The sequence below is a fragment of the Pseudoalteromonas tetraodonis genome (assembly GCF_002310835.1).
In the GTDB taxonomy this organism is placed as follows: domain Bacteria; phylum Pseudomonadota; class Gammaproteobacteria; order Enterobacterales; family Alteromonadaceae; genus Pseudoalteromonas; species Pseudoalteromonas tetraodonis.
In genome coordinates this window covers 1,021,597-1,040,193 of sequence record NZ_CP011041.1, presented here as the reverse complement: position 1 = coordinate 1,040,193, position 18,597 = coordinate 1,021,597, and the positions used below count along the sequence as shown (strand labels likewise).

16 protein-coding genes are annotated in these 18,597 nt (G+C 40.1%); 13 read left to right on the top strand and 3 right to left on the bottom strand.

Annotated elements, in window-relative coordinates; all coding sequences use genetic code 11:
• Positions 1-250: 250 nt before the first annotated feature.
• Positions 251-1,123, bottom strand: a complete 873-nt coding sequence (locus PTET_RS04880) for a mechanosensitive ion channel family protein (protein WP_016899418.1) — start codon at positions 1,121-1,123, stop codon at positions 251-253.
• Positions 1,124-1,412: 289 nt separating this feature from the next.
• Between PTET_RS04880 and PTET_RS04875 the strand changes: the two genes are divergently transcribed.
• The 4 genes from PTET_RS04875 to PTET_RS04860 all read left to right on the top strand — a co-directional run bounded on the left by PTET_RS04875 (position 1,413) and on the right by PTET_RS04860 (position 6,704).
• Positions 1,413-3,548, top strand: coding sequence for a M3 family metallopeptidase (locus PTET_RS04875; protein WP_016899417.1), 2,136 nt, complete (start codon positions 1,413-1,415; stop codon positions 3,546-3,548).
• A gap of 100 nt (positions 3,549-3,648) precedes the next feature.
• Complete coding sequence (locus tag PTET_RS04870) at positions 3,649-4,503, top strand: carboxylate/amino acid/amine transporter (protein ID WP_013464437.1); 855 nt, start codon at positions 3,649-3,651, stop codon at positions 4,501-4,503.
• 69 nt (positions 4,504-4,572) lie between these two features.
• Positions 4,573-5,898, top strand: coding sequence for a glycerophosphodiester phosphodiesterase family protein (locus tag PTET_RS04865; RefSeq protein ID WP_013464436.1), 1,326 nt, complete (start codon positions 4,573-4,575; stop codon positions 5,896-5,898).
• 71 nt (positions 5,899-5,969) lie between these two features.
• Complete coding sequence (locus PTET_RS04860) at positions 5,970-6,704, top strand: dienelactone hydrolase family protein (RefSeq protein ID WP_013464435.1); 735 nt, start codon at positions 5,970-5,972, stop codon at positions 6,702-6,704.
• 6 nt (positions 6,705-6,710) lie between these two features.
• Here the strand turns inward: PTET_RS04860 and PTET_RS04855 are convergent, their stop codons facing one another.
• The gene (locus PTET_RS04855; RefSeq protein ID WP_013464434.1) at positions 6,711-7,628 is read right to left on the bottom strand and encodes a LysR family transcriptional regulator; all 918 of its coding nucleotides are present in this window, start codon (positions 7,626-7,628) and stop codon (positions 6,711-6,713) included.
• A 156-nt stretch (positions 7,629-7,784) separates the two neighbouring features.
• On the opposite strand from PTET_RS04855, the gene PTET_RS04850 reads away from it, so the two are divergent.
• The 7 genes from PTET_RS04850 to PTET_RS04825 all read left to right on the top strand — a co-directional run bounded on the left by PTET_RS04850 (position 7,785) and on the right by PTET_RS04825 (position 16,141).
• Positions 7,785-8,468: a type 1 glutamine amidotransferase domain-containing protein gene (locus tag PTET_RS04850; protein ID WP_096038297.1), complete on the top strand. Its 684-nt coding sequence runs from the start codon at positions 7,785-7,787 to the stop codon at positions 8,466-8,468.
• Between the two features lie 115 nt (positions 8,469-8,583).
• Complete coding sequence (locus PTET_RS04845) at positions 8,584-9,189, top strand: rhomboid family intramembrane serine protease (protein WP_096038296.1); 606 nt, start codon at positions 8,584-8,586, stop codon at positions 9,187-9,189.
• An 18-nt stretch (positions 9,190-9,207) separates the two neighbouring features.
• The gene (gene yghU, locus PTET_RS04840) at positions 9,208-10,050 is read left to right on the top strand and encodes a glutathione-dependent disulfide-bond oxidoreductase (RefSeq protein WP_096038295.1); all 843 of its coding nucleotides are present in this window, start codon (positions 9,208-9,210) and stop codon (positions 10,048-10,050) included.
• A gap of 179 nt (positions 10,051-10,229) precedes the next feature.
• Complete coding sequence (locus tag PTET_RS04835; protein WP_036956826.1) at positions 10,230-11,468, top strand: ABC transporter substrate-binding protein; 1,239 nt, start codon at positions 10,230-10,232, stop codon at positions 11,466-11,468.
• Positions 11,468-13,537 carry a PAS domain S-box protein gene (locus PTET_RS19170; protein WP_244186374.1) on the top strand — a complete coding sequence of 690 codons (2,070 nt, stop codon included), beginning with the start codon at positions 11,468-11,470 and terminating at the stop codon, positions 13,535-13,537. The genes PTET_RS04835 and PTET_RS19170 overlap by 1 nt, the downstream gene beginning before the upstream one ends.
• A complete protein-coding gene (locus PTET_RS19165) occupies positions 13,504-14,772 on the top strand; it encodes a response regulator (protein WP_307725482.1) in 1,269 nt (422 codons plus the stop codon). Before PTET_RS19170 ends, PTET_RS19165 begins: the two co-directional genes overlap by 34 nt.
• A gap of 67 nt (positions 14,773-14,839) precedes the next feature.
• Entirely contained in the window at positions 14,840-16,141 is a 1,302-nt protein-coding gene (locus PTET_RS04825; protein ID WP_013464428.1) for an MFS transporter, read from the top strand.
• A gap of 18 nt (positions 16,142-16,159) precedes the next feature.
• Here the strand turns inward: PTET_RS04825 and PTET_RS04820 are convergent, their stop codons facing one another.
• Positions 16,160-16,768: a flavin reductase family protein gene (locus tag PTET_RS04820; RefSeq protein ID WP_013464427.1), complete on the bottom strand. Its 609-nt coding sequence runs from the start codon at positions 16,766-16,768 to the stop codon at positions 16,160-16,162.
• Positions 16,769-16,870: 102 nt separating this feature from the next.
• On the opposite strand from PTET_RS04820, the gene PTET_RS04815 reads away from it, so the two are divergent.
• Both PTET_RS04815 and PTET_RS04810 read left to right on the top strand, forming a co-directional pair.
• Complete coding sequence (locus tag PTET_RS04815) at positions 16,871-18,400, top strand: cryptochrome/deoxyribodipyrimidine photo-lyase family protein (protein ID WP_013464426.1); 1,530 nt, start codon at positions 16,871-16,873, stop codon at positions 18,398-18,400.
• A gap of 2 nt (positions 18,401-18,402) precedes the next feature.
• A complete protein-coding gene (locus PTET_RS04810) occupies positions 18,403-18,537 on the top strand; it encodes a DUF2256 domain-containing protein (protein WP_010391223.1) in 135 nt (44 codons plus the stop codon).
• Positions 18,538-18,597 lie beyond the last annotated feature (60 nt).

The window sequence follows — 18,597 nt, the reverse complement described above, 5'->3', positions numbered from 1 at the left end:
GCGGCGCGGACCTTATTACCGAGAGTACAAAAACGGCATAAATAAGGCTGACTGAATGCGCGAGATTATACCATGCTGTAATTAATTTACCGCATACTGAGCGTTAAAAATATAAACTTATTTTTAACACTTAAGCGCACTATCCCGACTTTTAGTGTACTTTTAGCAACTAAACAGCCAAAAAGCGGACATATGTCCTTACAATGAATTATTAAAAAATATAGCTAAATAAAGCGGTACTTTCTAGATACTACTTTTTCACTAAAGAACGCGTCAGTGCAATTTCACCATCAATATGAATATCTCGCTGCGGGAATGCAATCACCACATCGTGTTGTTCAAACACTTCATAAATACTAAAGCGAATATCACTGCGCACTTGTCTTAAGCGAGTTTCAGATTCAGCGCACACCCAAAAAATAGCATTAAAGACCAGCGAGCTGTCGGCAAAGTCATCAAACAATACGGTTGATTGAGGCGTTGCCAATATTGCCTCATGTTCATCTAATACTTGCTGAATTAACTTTTTAACCAGTAATACATCAGAGCCATAAGCTACGCCTACGCTCACAGATGAGCGCGCATTACCGTCAATAAGCGTCCAGTTGGTTACAGTGTTTTCTAATAACTGGCTATTGGGTATTAGCATATGAACACCGTCGTTCCTGCGAATACGAGTAGAGCGAGTATTAATGGTTTCAACCACCCCTTTTGCAGTGCCAACCTCTAAAAAGTCACCAATACGGATTGGCCGCTCCCACATTAATATCCAGCCACTAATAAAGTTATTAATAATATTTTGTGCACCGAACCCTACACCAATGGCAATAGCACCCGATACAAAGGCAAATGCGGTTAGTGGAATGTTGAGCACCTCAAGGGAGGTAAAAAGTAAAATCGCAATACTTAAAATAAAATAAAAACGCGTGAATAAATGTACTGCATCTGGGCTCATTTTTCGTGCAAGTAATGACTTTTTAATTAACTTGCCAATCTGAGTCACCACAACCCACATAGTAAACAAAATTAGCGGCACTTGAATTACTTTTGCCACGGTAATGTGAATGTCGTTGTAGCTAAACAATACGAAGGCGAGAATGTGATTAATTTGTTCTAAGTTCATTGATTTTCCATGTGTAAGGTCGCACACAAACGATTATTTTTATGCGCTAATAATACCCCAAGTTTAGCATGCGGTTAGCTTAAATACGCAGCAACAAATTTAAAGCTAATTGCATAATTGCTGTATTTTTCTACTTTTTTATTTACATACCGAGTTTTTATCACCTAATTTGCGTTTAAATCCCGCTTTAAATCGATAAACTTTGTTGTATATAAGTCAAAATTTGGTAAGTTAACTGGGTTTTCGACTCGAAAAGCCTATTTCGGCTACTATTTTTTATGGAGTTATTATGCGTAAAACACTGATTGCCACTACGATTGCTAGTGCACTTTTATTATCTGCCTGTTCTTCTGAAAGCACCCAAGAAACAAAACAACAAAGCACAGCACAAGTTCAAGACATTAACGCAAGCAATGTGTTGTTCAAACCAAGTCCACTTCAATACATGGCACCTGAGTTTGATAAGTTTGGTACGACTGAATACGAAGCCGCATTTGATGCAGGGATTGCACAGCACAATGCAGAAATATTGGCAATTGCCAACAACCCAGCGCCAGCCACTTTTGAAAACACTTTAGTTGAAATGGAACTGGCAGGCGAGCTACTAAACCGCGCATCAGCTGCGTTTTATAACTTATCTGGCCTTATCTCAAACGATGAATACCAACGTATTGATAAAAAAATGGCGCCAGTTTTCTCGGCTCACTCTGATGACATTTATTTAAATGGTGCATTGTTTAAACGTGTACAAACGGTATACGACAATAAAGATAAGTTAAGCGCTGAAGATCAACGCCTAGTCGATTTTTACTACAAACAGTTTGTAAAAGCCGGTGCAAAATTAAACGATGCTGAAAAAGCAAAAATGCGTGAAATCAACGCAGAGCTTGCAAAACTATCAACTGAGTTTTCTCAAAACGTATTAAAATCGTTTAAAGAAGATGTCATTTTAGTAACAGATAAAAGCAAATTAGCGGGTTTATCTGAAGGTGAAATTGCCGGTCTTGCAGCCGCTGCTGAAAAAGCAGGCAAAGATGGCTACATGATCACCTTAGTGAACACCACGCAACAACCTATTTTAGCAAGCCTTGAAAATCGCGAACTACGTGAGCAAATTTTTAAAGCATCAACCAATCGTGCTGCTAAAACAAATGGCCCTATCATTATTAAAGAAACTAACCTGCGCGCACAAAAAGCAGAACTGTTAGGCTTTAAAGATTGGGCTTCTTATGTAATGACTTCACGCATGGCGCAAACTACTGATAACGTGTACGGCATTTTAGATGACTTAGCGCCAAAAGCCGTTGAAAAAGCGAAAGCAGAAGCACAAGCAATTCAAAAAGTAATTAATGATTCGGGTGAAAACTTTGAACTTAAACCATGGGATTGGTCTTTCTACGCAGAAAAAGTACGCGCTGAAAAATACGACCTAGATCCAGCCTTAGTTAAGCCTTATTTTGAAATGCAGTCGGTTATCCATAACGGCCTGTTCTTCGCTATGGAAAAACTTTACGGTATTACCTTTAAAGAGCGTAAAGACCTGCCGGTTTACCACGACGATGTAATGGCATTTGAAGTATTTAACGCCGATGGCAGCGCCATTGGTTTATTTTACATGGACCCATATGCACGTGAAGGTAAGCGTGGCGGTGCATGGATGAGTGCATACGTAAGCCAAAGCGGCTTAAAAGGCACTAAACCTGTCATTTACAACGCACAAAACATTCCAAAGCCGGCTGAAGGCGAGCCAACACTCATGACGTTTGATGAAGTATCAACTATGTTCCACGAGTTTGGTCATGCGGCACACGGTTTATTCTCTGACGTTAAATACCCAAGCCTGGCAGGTACTGCAACAGCACGTGACTTTGTTGAATTTCCATCACAAGCACACGAAGATTGGATGATTGAACCAACGGTACTTGCTAACTACGCTAAACATTACAAAACTGGAGAGCCAATTCCTCAAGCACTACTTGATAAAGTACTTGAGTCGCAAAAGTTCAACCAAGGTTTTGGTACCACTGAATATTTAGCAGCAGCACTACTGGATATGGAATGGCACTCATTTGGTTCTGATAAGAAAGTAACTGACGTACAGCAGTTTGAAAGTGACGCATTAAAGGCACATGGTATTGATTACTACCCTGTTCCACCGCGTTATAAATCAAACTACTTTAGCCATACGTTTGCAGGTGGTTACTCAGCGGGTTACTACGCTTACCTGTGGACTGAAGTATTTGCAGCCGATGCGTTTGCTCACATGGAAAACAACGGTGGCTTAACGCGCGAAAATGGCGATAAGTTCCGTAAAGAGATCCTATCAAAAGGTAATAGCCGTGACTTAATGCAAAGCTACATTGAGTTTAGAGGCCAAAAACCAACCACTGACGCCCTGCTTAAGCGCCGTGGTTTAGTTGATTAATTAATATTTTTAATCAACTGATATAAAAGCCCGCTTGCGGGCTTTTATTGTTTATAGAACAATACATAACAGATAAACTGACACCATTATTTAAGACAAGATGAGTGTTATGGGCTATTTATTTGCAGTTACCCTTCTTTGGGCGTTTTCGTTTAGTTTAATTGGTGTGTATTTAGCAGGCCAAGTTGACGCATGGTTTAGTGTGTTAATTCGTGTGGCTTTAGCAGCGTTAGTATTTTTGCCTTTTTTAAAGAAAACCCCCACCCCGCTTGCATGTAAACTCATGCTGATAGGCGCACTGCAACTGGGGGTTATGTATGGCTTTTATTACCACTCATTTTTGTTTTTAAGTGTGCCTGAGGTGCTGTTATTTACTGTAATGACCCCGCTTTACATTACGCTTTTAAACGATGCGCTAAATAAACAGTTTAATCCGCAGTTTTTTATCGTTGCGTTTATTGCCGTACTAGGTGCTATTACCATTCGTTATGAAAACTTAGACAGTAACTTTTTAGTCGGATTATTACTGGTTCAAGGCGCTAATATTAGTTTTGCCATCGGCCAAGTAACCTACAAACGATTAATGCTTAATAAACAACTCGATGATAAAACCGTATTTGGTTGGTTTTTTATTGGCGCACTAATTGTTGCAAGCGCCTGTTACGCCTTATTTGGTGATCTTAACAAATTACCAAGTACCTCAACTCAATGGGGCATACTTATTTATTTAGGTATTGTGGCCTCTGGTTTAGGCTACTTTATGTGGAATAAAGGCGCGACGCTTGTCAATGTTGGTGCGCTGGCGGTGATGAACAACTTACTTATTCCTGCCGGTATAATTGTTAATGTGCTTATTTGGAATCGAGACGCTGACCTACTTAGATTAAGCATTGGCGGGGGAGTGATGCTAGTTGCCTTAGTGGTAAACCAAATAATAACTAAATCAGCAAATTAATCACTCTGTAGTGAAATTGTCATTAATAATTAGTAAGGTAGCGTCCACTTTTATTTTTAAGGACAAATAATGAAGCGCATACCTTTTCTGACAACTTTTTTATTATTAAGCTCACTTACTGGCTGTGATGACGATGTAAAAATAGTCGAAAAAGAAGTGGTTGTTACCAACACTAACGTTGAAATTGTTGAAGTACCTACCCCGGTTATTGTTGAAGTAGCTCAAGGCACCAATACGCAACTAGGTACTCGCCCCGACTACTTAATTGACGATATGGCTGACAGCGCACTAAAAACAAAATTAGAATCGTGCAAAGAAGGTCCTTTTTATCGTACTGATTTTTCAATTGGTCACCGCGGTGCTCCAATGCAATACCCAGAACACACTAAAGAATCTTATATTGCAGCCGCTCGCATGGGAGCAGGTGTTGTCGAATGCGATGTCACCTTTACCAATGATAAAGAGCTAGTATGTCGTCATTCTCAGTGCGACTTGCACACCACCACCAATATTTTAGCCATTCCAACATTGGCTGCTAAATGTAGTGAGCCATTTACCCCTGCAAACTCTAACAGTGGCACGCCTGCTTCAGCTAAATGTTGTACCAGTGATATTAGTTTGGCAGAATTTTTAACTCTTGAGGGCAAGATGGATGGCGCAAACACCAGTGCCACCAATGTTAGCGATTACATGAAAGGTACACCCAGTTGGCGCACTGACTTATACGCCACCTCTGGCACACTCATGACCCACAAACAAAGTATTGCACTCTTTAAAGAGCTGGGAGTAAAAATGACCCCAGAGCTTAAATCCCCTCAAGTGAGTATGCCCTTTAACGGTATGACCCAAACGCAATACGCACAAAAAATGCTGAATGAATACACGCAAATGGAAGTACCCGCTTCGCGAGTGTATCCGCAATCATTTAATTTAGCTGACGTAAAATATTGGATTAATACTAATCCTGAATTTGCAGCGCAGAGTGTCTATTTAGATGGGCGCGACAGCAATGCAGGGTTTGATCCAAACAACGCTGCAACATGGCAGCCATCTATGGCAGAGCTCGTAAACGACGGCGTTAAAATTATTGCGCCACCCATATGGATGCTATTAAGCATAGATAACAACAGTAATATTGTCCCCTCACAGTATGCTATTGATGCTAAAGCCGCGGGGCTTAATATTATTGCGTGGAGTCTTGAGCGCTCAGGCCCTCTAAATCAAGGTGGCGGTTATTATTATCAGTCAATTAGTGATGTTATAGATAACGATGGCGATATGTTCACTGTGGTTGATGTGTTAGCGCAAGACGTAGGTGTAATGGGTATCTTTTCCGATTGGCCAGCAACCGTAAGTTACTATGCTAGCTGTAATAACATGCCTGCAAGTATTTAGACTTTAAGGCGTGTTTATTTTATCGCGCTCAGTTACCATATATTTTATATATTATTTAATTGAGCGCTTTTATGATCATCCAACACCACCATGCTGACTTGCCTACCCCAACGGGGTTAATGCGCACTACAGTTTATCGCCCACACGCTCACGGGCAATTCCCAGCCATTATTTTTTACTCTGAGATTTTTCAGCAAACCGCGCCTATTGCTCGCAGCGCCGCTATTTTAGCAAGCCATGGTTTTGTGGTACTTGTGCCAGAAGTTTTTCATGAGCTTAACCCTATCGGGACAGTGCTTGCTTATGACGATGCGGGTAAAGATAAAGGCAATAAAGATAAATGGGCAAAACCGCTTGAATCTCACGACAGCGATACCCAAGCGTTAATCGACTTTGTGCAAACACACGATTATTGTACTGGCTCTGTGGGTGCAATGGGTGTTTGTATTGGTGGGCATTTAGCTTATAGGGCCGCATTAAACCCCGCAATAAAAGCCGCTTTTTGCTTATATGCCACTGATATTCATAGCGATACTCTTCCCGCACATAAAGGGAATAATTCATTTGAACGTATGGCCGATATACAAGGTGAAATCCACTTTATTTGGGGAAAACAAGACCCTCATGTGCCACAACAAGGTCGCGACAAAATTTATCAACAAGCGGTTAGTACGGGTATTAATTACCAATGGCAAGAAGTGAACGCGCAACATGCCTTTATGCGTGATGAAGGCGAGCGGTACGACGCAGCACTTGCTATCACCATGTATCAACAAGCCGTTGCTTTGTTTAACCGAGTGCTTTAAGCGCTATTATTTAAGCATACCTAATGCGGTATGTTGCTTTACAAAATACGCTTTTAAATAATCAATAAACAAACGCAGTTTTTTAGAGCCCGCCGCCCCAGGCGGGAACACCCCATAAAGCTCAATGTCTTTGCTTTTATAATCATCAAGTATAATTTGCAGCAAACCCGCTTGTACTTTTGGCCATGCATCGTAAAGTGGAATACGGCCAAGACCATGCCCCGCCTCTACAAACGCAGTGCGTGCAGCAGCGTTATTGGTGCTTAAACTACCTTGCATTGTAATATCGACCTTTTTGCCTTCTTTTTGTAAGGTCAGCGTTTTACTACCTAATTGATAAACCACCCACTGATGCTTTACCAACTCATCGGGTGTAGTGGGTTTGCCAAAATGCGCAAAATAATCGGGCGCACCACAAATACACGTGCTCATAGTAGTGAGCTTAGTGGCTTGTAAGTTCGAATCGCGCAGTGCAACCCCTCTAATCGCAAAATCAAACCCGTGCTTAATAATATCCACAACGTCATCCGTGAGCTGTAAATCTATATCAATTTTAGGGTACTGGCGCTTAAAGGTATTTATTGCCGGTACAATCAACTGCATCCCCACATTTACGGGGCAGCTTATTTTTAATAGCCCTTGGGGTTCGCTTTTTATATTTTCTATTTGCTGATTAGCGGCATTAGCTTGCTCTGTAATAACACGGCAACGCTCATAATAGGCCATTCCGGCTTCGGTTAACGCCATAGTGCGGGTAGAACGGTTAAGTAGCGTCACTTCGAGCTGTGTTTCTAATTTTTTTAAGTGATAACTCGCTACGGCACGGGTCAGCCCTAATTGTTTTGCCGCTGCAGTTAAGCTGCCCTGCTCTACAATTTGTGCAAATACCACCATGCTTTTTAACTGTTCAAACGAGACTTTCATAGGTGCTCCAATGCGGTTTTAACTTCAACCCTCTTATTGTATCAATTATTGAATCAATTAAGTTAAATTTATCATCGTTGTTTAAAGCTCTCTTAGTGCATATAGTATTTACCAAGCAAGATTAATTAATTTAAATCATCATAAGGAATACCTTACATGGCTAAAAAAATACTAATGGTTCTTACATCACATGCAGAGCTTGGTAACACAGGCGAAAAAACTGGTTTTTGGGTAGAAGAATTTGCAGCCCCTTATTACGCATTTGTTGATGCAGGTATTAAAGTAACATTGGCTTCTCCAAACGGCGGTCAGCCACCGATTGACCCAACTAGTACACTTGATGATTTTCAAACTGAGGCAACCAAACGTTACGATGCAGACAGTGGTGCACAAACACTGATGGCAAATACCAAGGTTTTAAGCGAAGTAAACTCTTCTGATTACGACGCCGTATTTTACCCTGGTGGTCACGGCCCTTTATGGGATTTAGTCGATAACACCGATTCTGTATCGCTCATTGAAAGCTTTATTAAAGAGCAAAAACCAGTCGCTGGCGTGTGTCATGCAAGTGCGGTATTTTTAAATGTTAAAGACGCTGATGGCAATGCATTAGTCGCCGGTAAAAAAGTAACGGGCTTTACTAACAGCGAAGAAGCTGCTGTACAACTTACTGACATTGTTCCATTTTTAGTTGAAGACGAACTTATCAAAAAAGGTGGCGATTACCAAAAAACCGATGACTGGGGCGTACTTGCTCTAGAAGATGGTTTATTGATCACCGGTCAAAACCCAGCAAGCTCAGAACTTGCAGCTAAAAAGCTATTAACTAAACTAGGTTAATAGCAGCCAACAACTCAAATCAGCACAGCATTTTATGCTGTGCTTTTTTAATTGCTTTTCATTACCTTATACAATTCCTATACTGGCAACACTTTCGGTAAATTAGGATCACACTATGGCCACTAAACCAAACACGCTTTCACTTATTACCAGTACCCGTTTTGCTATTTTTAGCATTATTATTATTTGTTTTGTATTGCAGCTTATTAATAGCCTACCTGGCATTAATTTAAACGGTTTAGGTATTTATCCCAGAAGTATTCAAGGGCTGGTTGGTATTCTTTGTGCTCCCTTTTTACACGGTAGCTGGTGGCATTTTGCCAGTAATATGTTGCCATTTGCTGTATTAAGCTGGTTAATTTGCCAGTACAGCGTACAGCGCTTTTATAGTGTATTTATATTCACCGCTTTAGTAGGTGGCCTATTAGTTTGGATGTTTGCCCGCAGTAATATTCATGTGGGTCTAAGCGGTGTCATCTATGGTTTGTGGGGCTTTATTTTATGCTATGGCATTGTAAGACGTTCATTTAAATCGATTTTTACTGCTGTTATCGTAGCATTTTTATACAGTGGCTTTATCTGGGGCGTATTACCGCAGCGTTTTCATATCTCGTTTGAGAGCCATTTTTTTGGTGCATTAAGTGGATTGTTTTTAGGCTATAAACTAGCAAAAGCAGATAAATTAAAAGATCAGCAGGCAACAACTAAAACACGCGTTTAATAAAAATAGAGGTTATTTATGAGTGAAAACAACGAATACACCCCGCCTAAAGTATGGACATGGGACAGTGAAAGTGGTGGCAAATTTGCTAATATAAATCGCCCCATTGCAGGCGCTACTCATGACAAAACACTACCGATTGGCGAACATCCATTTCAGCTTTATTCGCTGGCAACACCCAATGGCCAAAAAGTTAGTATTATGTTTGAAGAGCTTTTAGAACTTGGTTTAACCGATGCTGAATACGATGCGTATTTAATTAATATTGGTGAAGGCGATCAGTTTGGCTCTGACTTTGTTGATATCAACCCGAACTCAAAAATACCCGCGCTGATGGATCATTCAACCACACCGCCAACACGCATATTTGAGTCAGGTGCTATTTTACAATACCTAGGCGAAAAGTTTGATGCCTTTATTCCTAACGATCTCAAAGCCAAAACAGAGTGTCGTAACTGGCTATTTTGGCAAATGGGCTCAGCACCTTACTTAGGCGGTGGGTTTGGCCACTTTTACAGTTATGCACCGAGTAAAATGCAATACCCGATTGACCGCTTTACCATGGAAACTAAGCGCCAGCTTGATGTACTAAACCGCCATTTAAGTGACAATGAATACATGGCAGGCAGTGAATATTCAATTGCCGACATTGCTATTTGGCCGTGGTATGGCTCACTGGTTTTAGGTGACCTATACGACGCGGCAGAGTTTTTAGATGTTGCATCTTATACCCATGTGGTTCGTTGGGCTAAACAAGTGGCTGCACGCCCAGGCGTAAAACGAGGTCGTCGCGTTAATCGTACGTGGGGCCCGGAAGAAGAGCAAATGGCAGAGCGCCACACGGCCCAAGACTTTAAATAAAAGTCAAAACAGTTCAATAAGCCAGCTGCTTAGCTGGCTTTTTTATGTCCATTAATAAAAAAAAACTGAATCATATTTCAGTTTCATATTTTATAAAAAATTAAATAATTTCCTTTTAAAACAGGAAAACACGCCAAAATGGACTAACTTTAATAAAAATTACTAACATAAAGTTTATTATGCGATCTTTGGTTTGTGTACTCCTCTTAAGTGTACTTTATATTGCAGCATTTCCTTTAAGTGCACGCAGCGAAGATCTGAAAACATTAACGCTCTACCATGACTCAGACTATTCAAACCATTACGAATCGGCCTATGCAATGAAGATGGGGGTGCTGACTGCTTTAGCAGAGATTAATAATAACGTGCAAGATTATCAGCTCACACTGATTGAAAAAGACAACCGAGGTAATGCGAATCGCAGCTTATTGCACATGCAGCAGTTTCTAAAAGACCCCAATGCACTGGTTTTTATTGGTGGATTGCACTCCCCGCCCTATATAAAAAATAGAGAGTTCATCAATAAAAACAAACTATTACTACTACTGCCTTGGGCTGCCGGAGGGTCTATTACCCGATACCCTAGCGATGATAACTGGGTATTTAGGCTCTCGGTAGATGATACAAAAGCCGGTTATAGAATGGCCCAATTTGCAACGCAAACTCTAAATTGCAAAAATCCGCTCTTACTTTTAGAAGACACGCCATGGGGAAAATCAAACAACAACACCATGCTTAAGGCCTTTGGTGATATAAAACCACAAGTAAAATGGTTTAACTGGAACACAAAAATAAATAACGCCAAATTAATGCTACATCAAATAAAAAATACACCTGCAGAGTGTATTTTATTTGTTGGAAATGCCATTGAGGGGGCTGTATTTATAAATGCGATGGCAAGTTTTGCCAAAAATGAACGCCTTCCTATTGTTAGTCATTGGGGAATAACGGGTGGGGGTATTTTTGCCAACGTTGAGCAAGCCATAAAATCAAACTTGAGCTTACATTTTATACAAAGCTGTTTTTCATTTTTAAAAACGCCGCAAACCGCTTTAACTAAAAATGTTATAGCACAAAGCTTATCCCTCAAGCCTACCCCTGTAGCACCCACTGAGTTAATTTCTCCGGCTGGATTTATTCATGCCTACGACTTAACAAAACTATTGTTACAGGGCATATCACAAATAACTTTAACCGATAATACAGAGCACAACAGAGCAAAAATTAAAAATGCGCTTGAGAACTTAACCATGCCAGTTAATGGCTTAATAAAACAATACCAACGTCCTTTTGCTGTGTGGTCAGCTAATAATATTGATGCCCACGAAGCACTTGGTTTTGACGATTTATGCATGGCAAATTATCAGCCAGATGGAAAAATACACATTATCGAAAACCCAATAGGCAATATTGAGTAATGCGAGCATTAATAAATAAAAAATTTAAGCTCTCAACAAATAATGCTTTTTATACTTTTTTAGCATTGAGCTTAATATTATCAGTGACTATTTCTTTACTGTTTGTTGGTCATCGCGCAAATACAGCTATCTATGATTTGCAAAGTAAAAGTCTTGAGATTGAATCTAAACTCACCACCAGCTACCTCACACTATTTTTAGAAACAAGAACACAAATTCTTAATGACCTTGCTCGTCAACCTATTTTATCTAACGCCATAATGGGGTCAGACACCTCAAAAGCGCTACTCCAAGATTACCTTTTTCAATATAAAATAATGGGTAGCACCGAAAAAATAACGATTATAAACGTATTAAAAGAGGTGGTTTTTAGTAACGACCCTTCGCTTAACGAGCTGAGTATAATTGAGCAACCATGGATAAATAGCTTACTTGAAGAGCAAACAGAAAAGGCGGTGATATTAAATAAGCCAACCAATACCGACCTATTCACCATTGCGGTGCCTATAAAATATAATAACTTTACTGAGGGCGTGCTTATGGTGCAATTTAATACGCCAATGACCCAGTTACTACCGACCGACTTTGACCGTGAAAGCCATGGACTGACTTTAGCAGGCCCATGGGTTTATTATTCTAATTTAAATCAAGGTGACGAGTATGTCAGTATTAACCAAAACCTCATTGGCAATACAGATATAACATTAAACTACTACATTACTGCCAATTTAATTGCTGCTAAAACTACTCGCTTCATAATCGATATTGCTATATCAATTATTGTAAGTATGGCTTTATCGTCGTTATTCCTGTTTGTATTTGGTCGGCACTTACTACTAAACCCGTTTAAGCTTTTAGAATCCTCAAGAGAAGCTATAAAGCAAAGTGAAGCGCGTTACGAACTGGCGGTTAAGGGCAGTAATGATGGTATTTGGGATTGGGATATTGTTACAAATGAAGTATATTTTTCTCCCCGTATTAGCGTATTGCTTGGCTACGACGAAAACGATAAAAACGCTTTGCCTCACTGTGCTGATGCACTTTATAAGTTACTTCACCCTGATGATATAACCAAGCATAAAAAGCAAATAGCAAATCACTTAATTAGCAACATTCCCTTTAATTACGATTATAGATTAAAGACTAAATCAGGCGCTTATCGTTATTTTACAGTAAAAGGGATGGCACTGCGCAATGAGCATAATAAAGCAATTAGAATGGCAGGCTCTGTAACTGACATTACTGAGCAAAAACGTTCTCAAAAAGCATTAAAACAAGCAAAAGAGCAAAATGATTTATTAGCGCAGGCAATCGAATCGTGTAATGTGGGTATTTCTATAGCCGATGCGAGTGTGCAAGGCTTTCCTTTAGTCTTTTTAAACTCTGAATTTGAAAAAATAACAGGCTATAGTAAAGAGGAAATGCTAGGAATAAATTGCAGCTTACTTCAAGGGCCAAACACCGATAAGAACGCAATAGATATTATTACTAATGCAATAAAAACATTAAAAACTCAACGTATAGAAATACTAAATTATAAAAAAGATGGCACGGAATTTTGGAATAGCCTACAAATCTCGCCTGTTTTTAACGAGCAGCAACAACTCACAGCTTACGTGGGAATTCAGCAAGATATCACTGAGCAAAAAGCAGCGAATCAATTATTAATTGAAGCAAAAGCGGCGGCTGAACAGGCTAACATTGCCAAAAGCGAGTTTTTAGCAGCAATGAGTCATGAAATTCGCACGCCTATGAATGGCGTATTAGGCATGCTTAATTTGATTTTAGATAGCTCATTAAATGAAAAACAACACCATCAGGTAAGCATTGCACTCAATAGTGCAAACTCCTTATTAAATATTATTAACGATATTTTAGACTTTTCAAAAGTGGATGCCGGTAAGCTTGAGCTTGAGGAGTTAGAGTTTAACCTTTGTAACATGCTCGACGATTTTATCGAAACAATAGCAATTCATGCCCACAGTAAAAATATTCCGTTAATGCTAGATATAAGCACCTTGAATACGCTTTTGTCATTGGTGACGCCGGACGCCTCAAACAAATTTTAACAAACTTAGTAAATAATGCGCTTAAATTTACTCATAAAGGTGAAGTGCAAGTTATTGCTAAACTCACACCGATTAACAATAATCAAATGCGTTTTAACTGCCAAGTAATAGACTCTGGGATTGGTATTTCTGCAGCCCAACAAGCCAAGCTATTTAAATCATTCTCTCAAGTTGACTCTTCAACAACACGAAAATATGGAGGCACGGGCTTGGGCTTAGCGATTGTTAAAAAGTTATGCCACCTAATGGAAGGTGATATACAGGTACAATCTAAAGAAAATAAGGGCAGTAACTTTAGCTTTAATGTTGTTCTAAAACGCAGTAAAAACCCACAAAAAGTATTACCCCCTGTAGATATGTCATCGTTAAATATTTTAATTGTGTGCAGCAATCAAACTCAATCTTCTATCTTACACAAGCAGTTTACTAAATGGGGAGCAACAGCCGTAATCAGCCCATCCGCAAAGCAGGCTGTGCAAATATGTCAGCAATATATCGAAAAACAAAACCTTTGTTTTGATTTAATTATGATTGATATGCAGCTAAGTGACGGCGATGCTTTAACCTTAAGTAAAACCCTTGATAAAGAAGTAGATCTTATGGCTGCGCATGTTGTTTTAATGACCACGGGTGAGCTAAATAAACAGCGCGATTTATATCAAGCGTCTCGGTTTTCAGCCATTGTTACAAAGCCCATAATCACACAAAATCTTTTTAAGATGCTATCGACCTGCTTTAGCGATAAACAGCATAGTAATAGCAGCCTCATTACTGAGGATTTATCTGACACTCAGCCTTTGTCGAGCGATGATATTGTGTGGGACAAAAACATTCGTATTTTACTGGTTGAAGATAACAACATTAATCAAATCGTCGCCTCTACCACGCTTAAAAAAATAGGAATTAATAGCATTGATATTGCAGAAAATGGCCAGCACGCGCTCGAATATTTAAAACAAACAACTTCCCATAACCCGTACTCACTCATTTTAATGGATTGCCAAATGCCAGTGATGGATGGTTACCAAGCCACAACCCATATAAGAGTAAATGAAGCTGGAAGTAAAAATCCCCCAATTACTATTATTGCTATGACAGCAAACGCTATGGTGGGCGATAAAGCTAAGTGCTTACAGGTTGGAATGAACGACTATATTTCTAAGCCCATTGCGCAAGACATATTATTTAAAAAACTTCTAAAGTGGTTGCCATATGAGCTTAAAAACAATGAGTAAAGTAGATATGTTAACCATATCATCTTAATATATATAAATATTTGTACTTATACAGCGGTAAAATAGAGTGAAAAAACTAACAAAAGAGCAAATTTATAAACGCTTAAATAACGAAGAAGATGCTCGCGCGTGTAAGGCCATTGACGATAACGCATGCCAAGAAGTCCCCGGTAATTTTATTACTTTACTGCTAAGCCAACTGTTTAGTAAGTTTGCTGATGCGCTACTCAATCCCAAAATAACGCTGCCGTGGTTAATGCAAAGCTTAAACGTGCCAGCGAGTTTTATTGCTTGGCTAGTACCTATTAGAGAGTCGGGTTCACTGCTGCCACAGTTAGCTATTGCTGGCTTTATCCGCCAATTGCCTATTCGTAAATGGGTGTGGGTTATTGGCGCTATTGTGCAGTCTTTATGTATTTTGGCTATGGTTGGTGTCGCGTTTACACTTGAGGGCAAGCTTGCGGGTTACGCCATTATTGGTTTATTAATTTTATTTAGCTTAGCTAGAGGGTTTAACTCGGTGGCCGCAAAAGATGTGCTTGGAAAAGTTATTCCTAAGCAACAGCGCGGTAATATTAGTGGCTTAGCTGCCAGTATTGCCGGTTTTGCCACCTTAACGTTTGGCTTGCTCATGTGGTTTTTTTCACAACAAAAAGATCAAAACACCGTCATTATAGCCTTAGCACTCGGTGCAATAATGTGGGTGATCGCGGCTTTTTTTTACAGCCAAATAAATGAATATAAAGGGGCAACCGATGGCGGTGAAAATGGCTTGCTGCATGCGTTTTCTAAACTTAAGCTGCTTTATAAAGATAAACAATTTGCCCATTTTGTTGTTACCCGTGCGCTACTTTTATGCTCAGCTCTAAGTGCCCCTTTTTATATAGTTTTAGCCAGTAAACAGTCTTTTGAATTTTCTCTGCTTGCCACTTTTATTGCCGTTTCTGGCTTTGCTAGTTTAGTCTCGGCGCCTATTTGGGGCAGGCTCAGTGATTTATCTAGCCAGCGTGTTTTAGTGCTTAGCGCTATATTAGTCACATTTAATGGCTTAGCCGTATTTGTTATTGCCACTTGGTATAGCGCACTACTGCTAAATTGGTGGGTTATGCCTATATTGTATTTTTTACTCTCAGTTGCACACCAAGGCGTGCGTTTAGGGCGAAAAACTTACCTTGTTGATATGGCTGAGGGCAATAAACGCACCGATTATGTATCGGTAAGTAACACGGTAATTGGGGTGTTATTACTACTTCTGGGTAGTATAGGTTTACTCGAGGCTTTTTTATCAACCGCTGAGCTAATTTTACTTTACAGCACCCTTGGTTTTTTAGGTGCTATAAGTGCATTCTTTTTACCACAAACCGAATAATAGGTTACCAACATTGCTTTATAACTGTGGGCGCTTTAGTGCAAATTTGTCTTTCGTGGTACTAAAATAATCGCCGCCCATTTTACCCACCGCATCTAAACGCGTTGGATCAATATATCCGTTCACTAAAACGGTGTCGTCGAGAAAAATACCCACTACATCTAACAGCATCATTTGCCCACCGCTTGGCTCATCTGAAATAGTAATCACCTCTCGCAACTTACATTCATAGCGCACTTTTGACGCAGCAGCACTTGGCACACTGACTAATTGGCTGGGGGTACGCTGTATATTTGCAGCATCAAACTCACTCACGTCACGTGGATAGTTAGCGCAGCTTTGGTTCATTTGTTCAACAAGCGAATGGCTAACAATATTAACTACGCACTCTTTGGTAGCGAGTAAATTATTTAACGTATCTTTATTTGCATTATCGCGAGGGTTTACCTGCGTTACGCTTAAAACCGGCGGGTTACAACTAGCAACAGTAAAAAACGAATAAGGCGCAATATTAGCAACCCCCTCTTCACTTAACGTGCTTACCCACGCAATCGGTCTTGGGCTTATACCGCCTACTAAGTAGCTATAAACAGAGTGGTTGCTATTATCGGTTAAATCTAAAAACATGGTTTCTCACTTTTAATCTTAAAAAACTAAATCGGAAAATCGCTACGCTGCGTACAAGTTAAATAATTACTTCATAGCATTTTTAAATAATACATTGAATCCATGCGCATAAAAATAAACATAGTCTGGTTTAAACGTGACTTACGCCTAAGCGATCATCAGCCTTTAAAAAATGCGTTTAGTAACGGCCTGCCTACCCTCTTAATTTATAATTTCGAACCTTTACTACTTGACGATGCGCATTACAACGAGCGGCATTGGCGCTTTGTATATCAATCTATTTGCGACTTAAACACTCAGTTGGCTCGCTTTAACAGCCGCGTATATATATTTAATGAAGATATGCAAACCCTACTTGAATCGCTTCACTCGCAGTTTGAAATCACAAACCTCTTTAGCCACCAAGAAATAGGGCTAAACAATACCTTTGAGCGTGACATAGCAATTAAAGCCTGGTGCCAACACCATCACATTAACTGGTTAGAGTCGCCAACCGGGGCTGTGATACGTGGCAAAAGAAATCGCAGTAATTGGAACGAGCGCTGGCAACAAACCATGCAAGCACCTATTGCTATACCTAATTGGAAGCAAATAAAACCACTTACTCTTACTGATTATCAAACACCTATACTGCCGAGCGCCTACACGCAAGATAATGAACATTTTCAGCACGGGGGCCCTCGACTTGCCCGTGAAGTAATGCAAAGCTTTTTTGCTGAACGCGGTAAGGGTTATCAAAAAGGAATATCCAGCCCAAGCTTAAGCCGTACGCATTGCTCTAGGTTATCGCCCTATTTAGCGTGGGGAAATATCAGCCTGAGGCAAGTGTATCAAATGGCGATTGACGCATACCATAGCACTTCTGCTGATAAAAAAGGGTGGAAGCGCCCACTTGCCGCGTTTGTATCACGCTTGCATTGGCATTGCCATTTTATGCAAAAGTTTGAAAGCGAATGCACCATGGAATTTAAAGCGCTAAATCCGGGTTACCATGCATTTCCGTATCGTGATGACGCCCAGGTTACTAGCGATATTGAACGCTGGGCACAGGGGCAAACTGGTATTCCTATTATTGATGCCTGCATGCGCTGTTTAAAAGCCACCGGTTATATTAATTTTAGAATGCGCGCTATGCTAGTTAGCTTTGTAACGCATCATTTAAACATCAGCTGGCAACAGGCAAGTTTTCCGCTGGCTAATTACTTTTTAGACTTTGAACCGGGAATTCATTACCCACAAATTCAAATGCAAGCCTCTGTCACCGGTATTAATACCATTCGTCATTACAACCCAATAAAGCAATCGGAGGATCAAGACCCAACCGGTGCGTTTATAAAAAAATGGTGCCCTGAACTTGAAAAGCTCCCCATTGAATATTTACATCAACCTTGGGAGCAAACGCCCATGGAAGCGCTATTTAACGACTTTAAACTAGGTGAAGACTACCCTGAGCCGATGCTTGATTTAACCACCGCCTCAAAAGAAGCCCGCGAACGGCTATGGCAATACCGAGAGCGGCCCGATGTAAAACGCGCCATAGGTAAAATTCTTAAAAAACACGTAGCTCCGACTCAAAAAATCACCCGTGTAAAACGCAAAACTCGCAGTAACAGCAATAAAGAGAACACCTAATTATGGCGCACAAAAAACTTAACTTACCGCAAAAAATTTGCCCAGTATGCAATAAGCCGTTTGCGTGGCGTAAAAAGTGGCAACGAGATTGGGATAACGTTATTTATTGCTCAGAGCGGTGCAAACGCAGCAAATAGCCGCTTATAAAAACCAATACACGCATATTCGCTTTAATCTCACTTTATATCTTACATAGC

Excerpts from the sequence above, each read along its gene's own strand:
- PTET_RS04865 (WP_013464436.1), top strand. The coding sequence starts at position 4,573 with ATGAAGCGCATACCTTTTCTGACAACTTTTTTATTATTAAGCTCACTT.
- PTET_RS04815 (WP_013464426.1), top strand. The coding sequence starts at position 16,871 with ATGCGCATAAAAATAAACATAGTCTGGTTTAAACGTGACTTACGCCTA.
- PTET_RS04860 (WP_013464435.1), top strand. The coding sequence starts at position 5,970 with ATGATCATCCAACACCACCATGCTGACTTGCCTACCCCAACGGGGTTA.
- PTET_RS04850 (WP_096038297.1), top strand. The coding sequence starts at position 7,785 with ATGGCTAAAAAAATACTAATGGTTCTTACATCACATGCAGAGCTTGGT.
- PTET_RS04880 (WP_016899418.1), bottom strand. The coding sequence starts at position 1,123 with ATGAACTTAGAACAAATTAATCACATTCTCGCCTTCGTATTGTTTAGC.
- PTET_RS04820 (WP_013464427.1), bottom strand. The coding sequence starts at position 16,768 with ATGTTTTTAGATTTAACCGATAATAGCAACCACTCTGTTTATAGCTAC.
- PTET_RS04875 (WP_016899417.1), top strand. The coding sequence starts at position 1,413 with ATGCGTAAAACACTGATTGCCACTACGATTGCTAGTGCACTTTTATTA.
- PTET_RS19170 (WP_244186374.1), top strand. The coding sequence starts at position 11,468 with ATGCGAGCATTAATAAATAAAAAATTTAAGCTCTCAACAAATAATGCT.
- PTET_RS04810 (WP_010391223.1), top strand. The coding sequence starts at position 18,403 with ATGGCGCACAAAAAACTTAACTTACCGCAAAAAATTTGCCCAGTATGC.
- PTET_RS04870 (WP_013464437.1), top strand. The coding sequence starts at position 3,649 with ATGAGTGTTATGGGCTATTTATTTGCAGTTACCCTTCTTTGGGCGTTT.
- PTET_RS04855 (WP_013464434.1), bottom strand. The coding sequence starts at position 7,628 with ATGAAAGTCTCGTTTGAACAGTTAAAAAGCATGGTGGTATTTGCACAA.
- PTET_RS04835 (WP_036956826.1), top strand. The coding sequence starts at position 10,230 with ATGCGATCTTTGGTTTGTGTACTCCTCTTAAGTGTACTTTATATTGCA.
- PTET_RS04845 (WP_096038296.1), top strand. The coding sequence starts at position 8,584 with ATGGCCACTAAACCAAACACGCTTTCACTTATTACCAGTACCCGTTTT.
- yghU (WP_096038295.1), top strand. The coding sequence starts at position 9,208 with ATGAGTGAAAACAACGAATACACCCCGCCTAAAGTATGGACATGGGAC.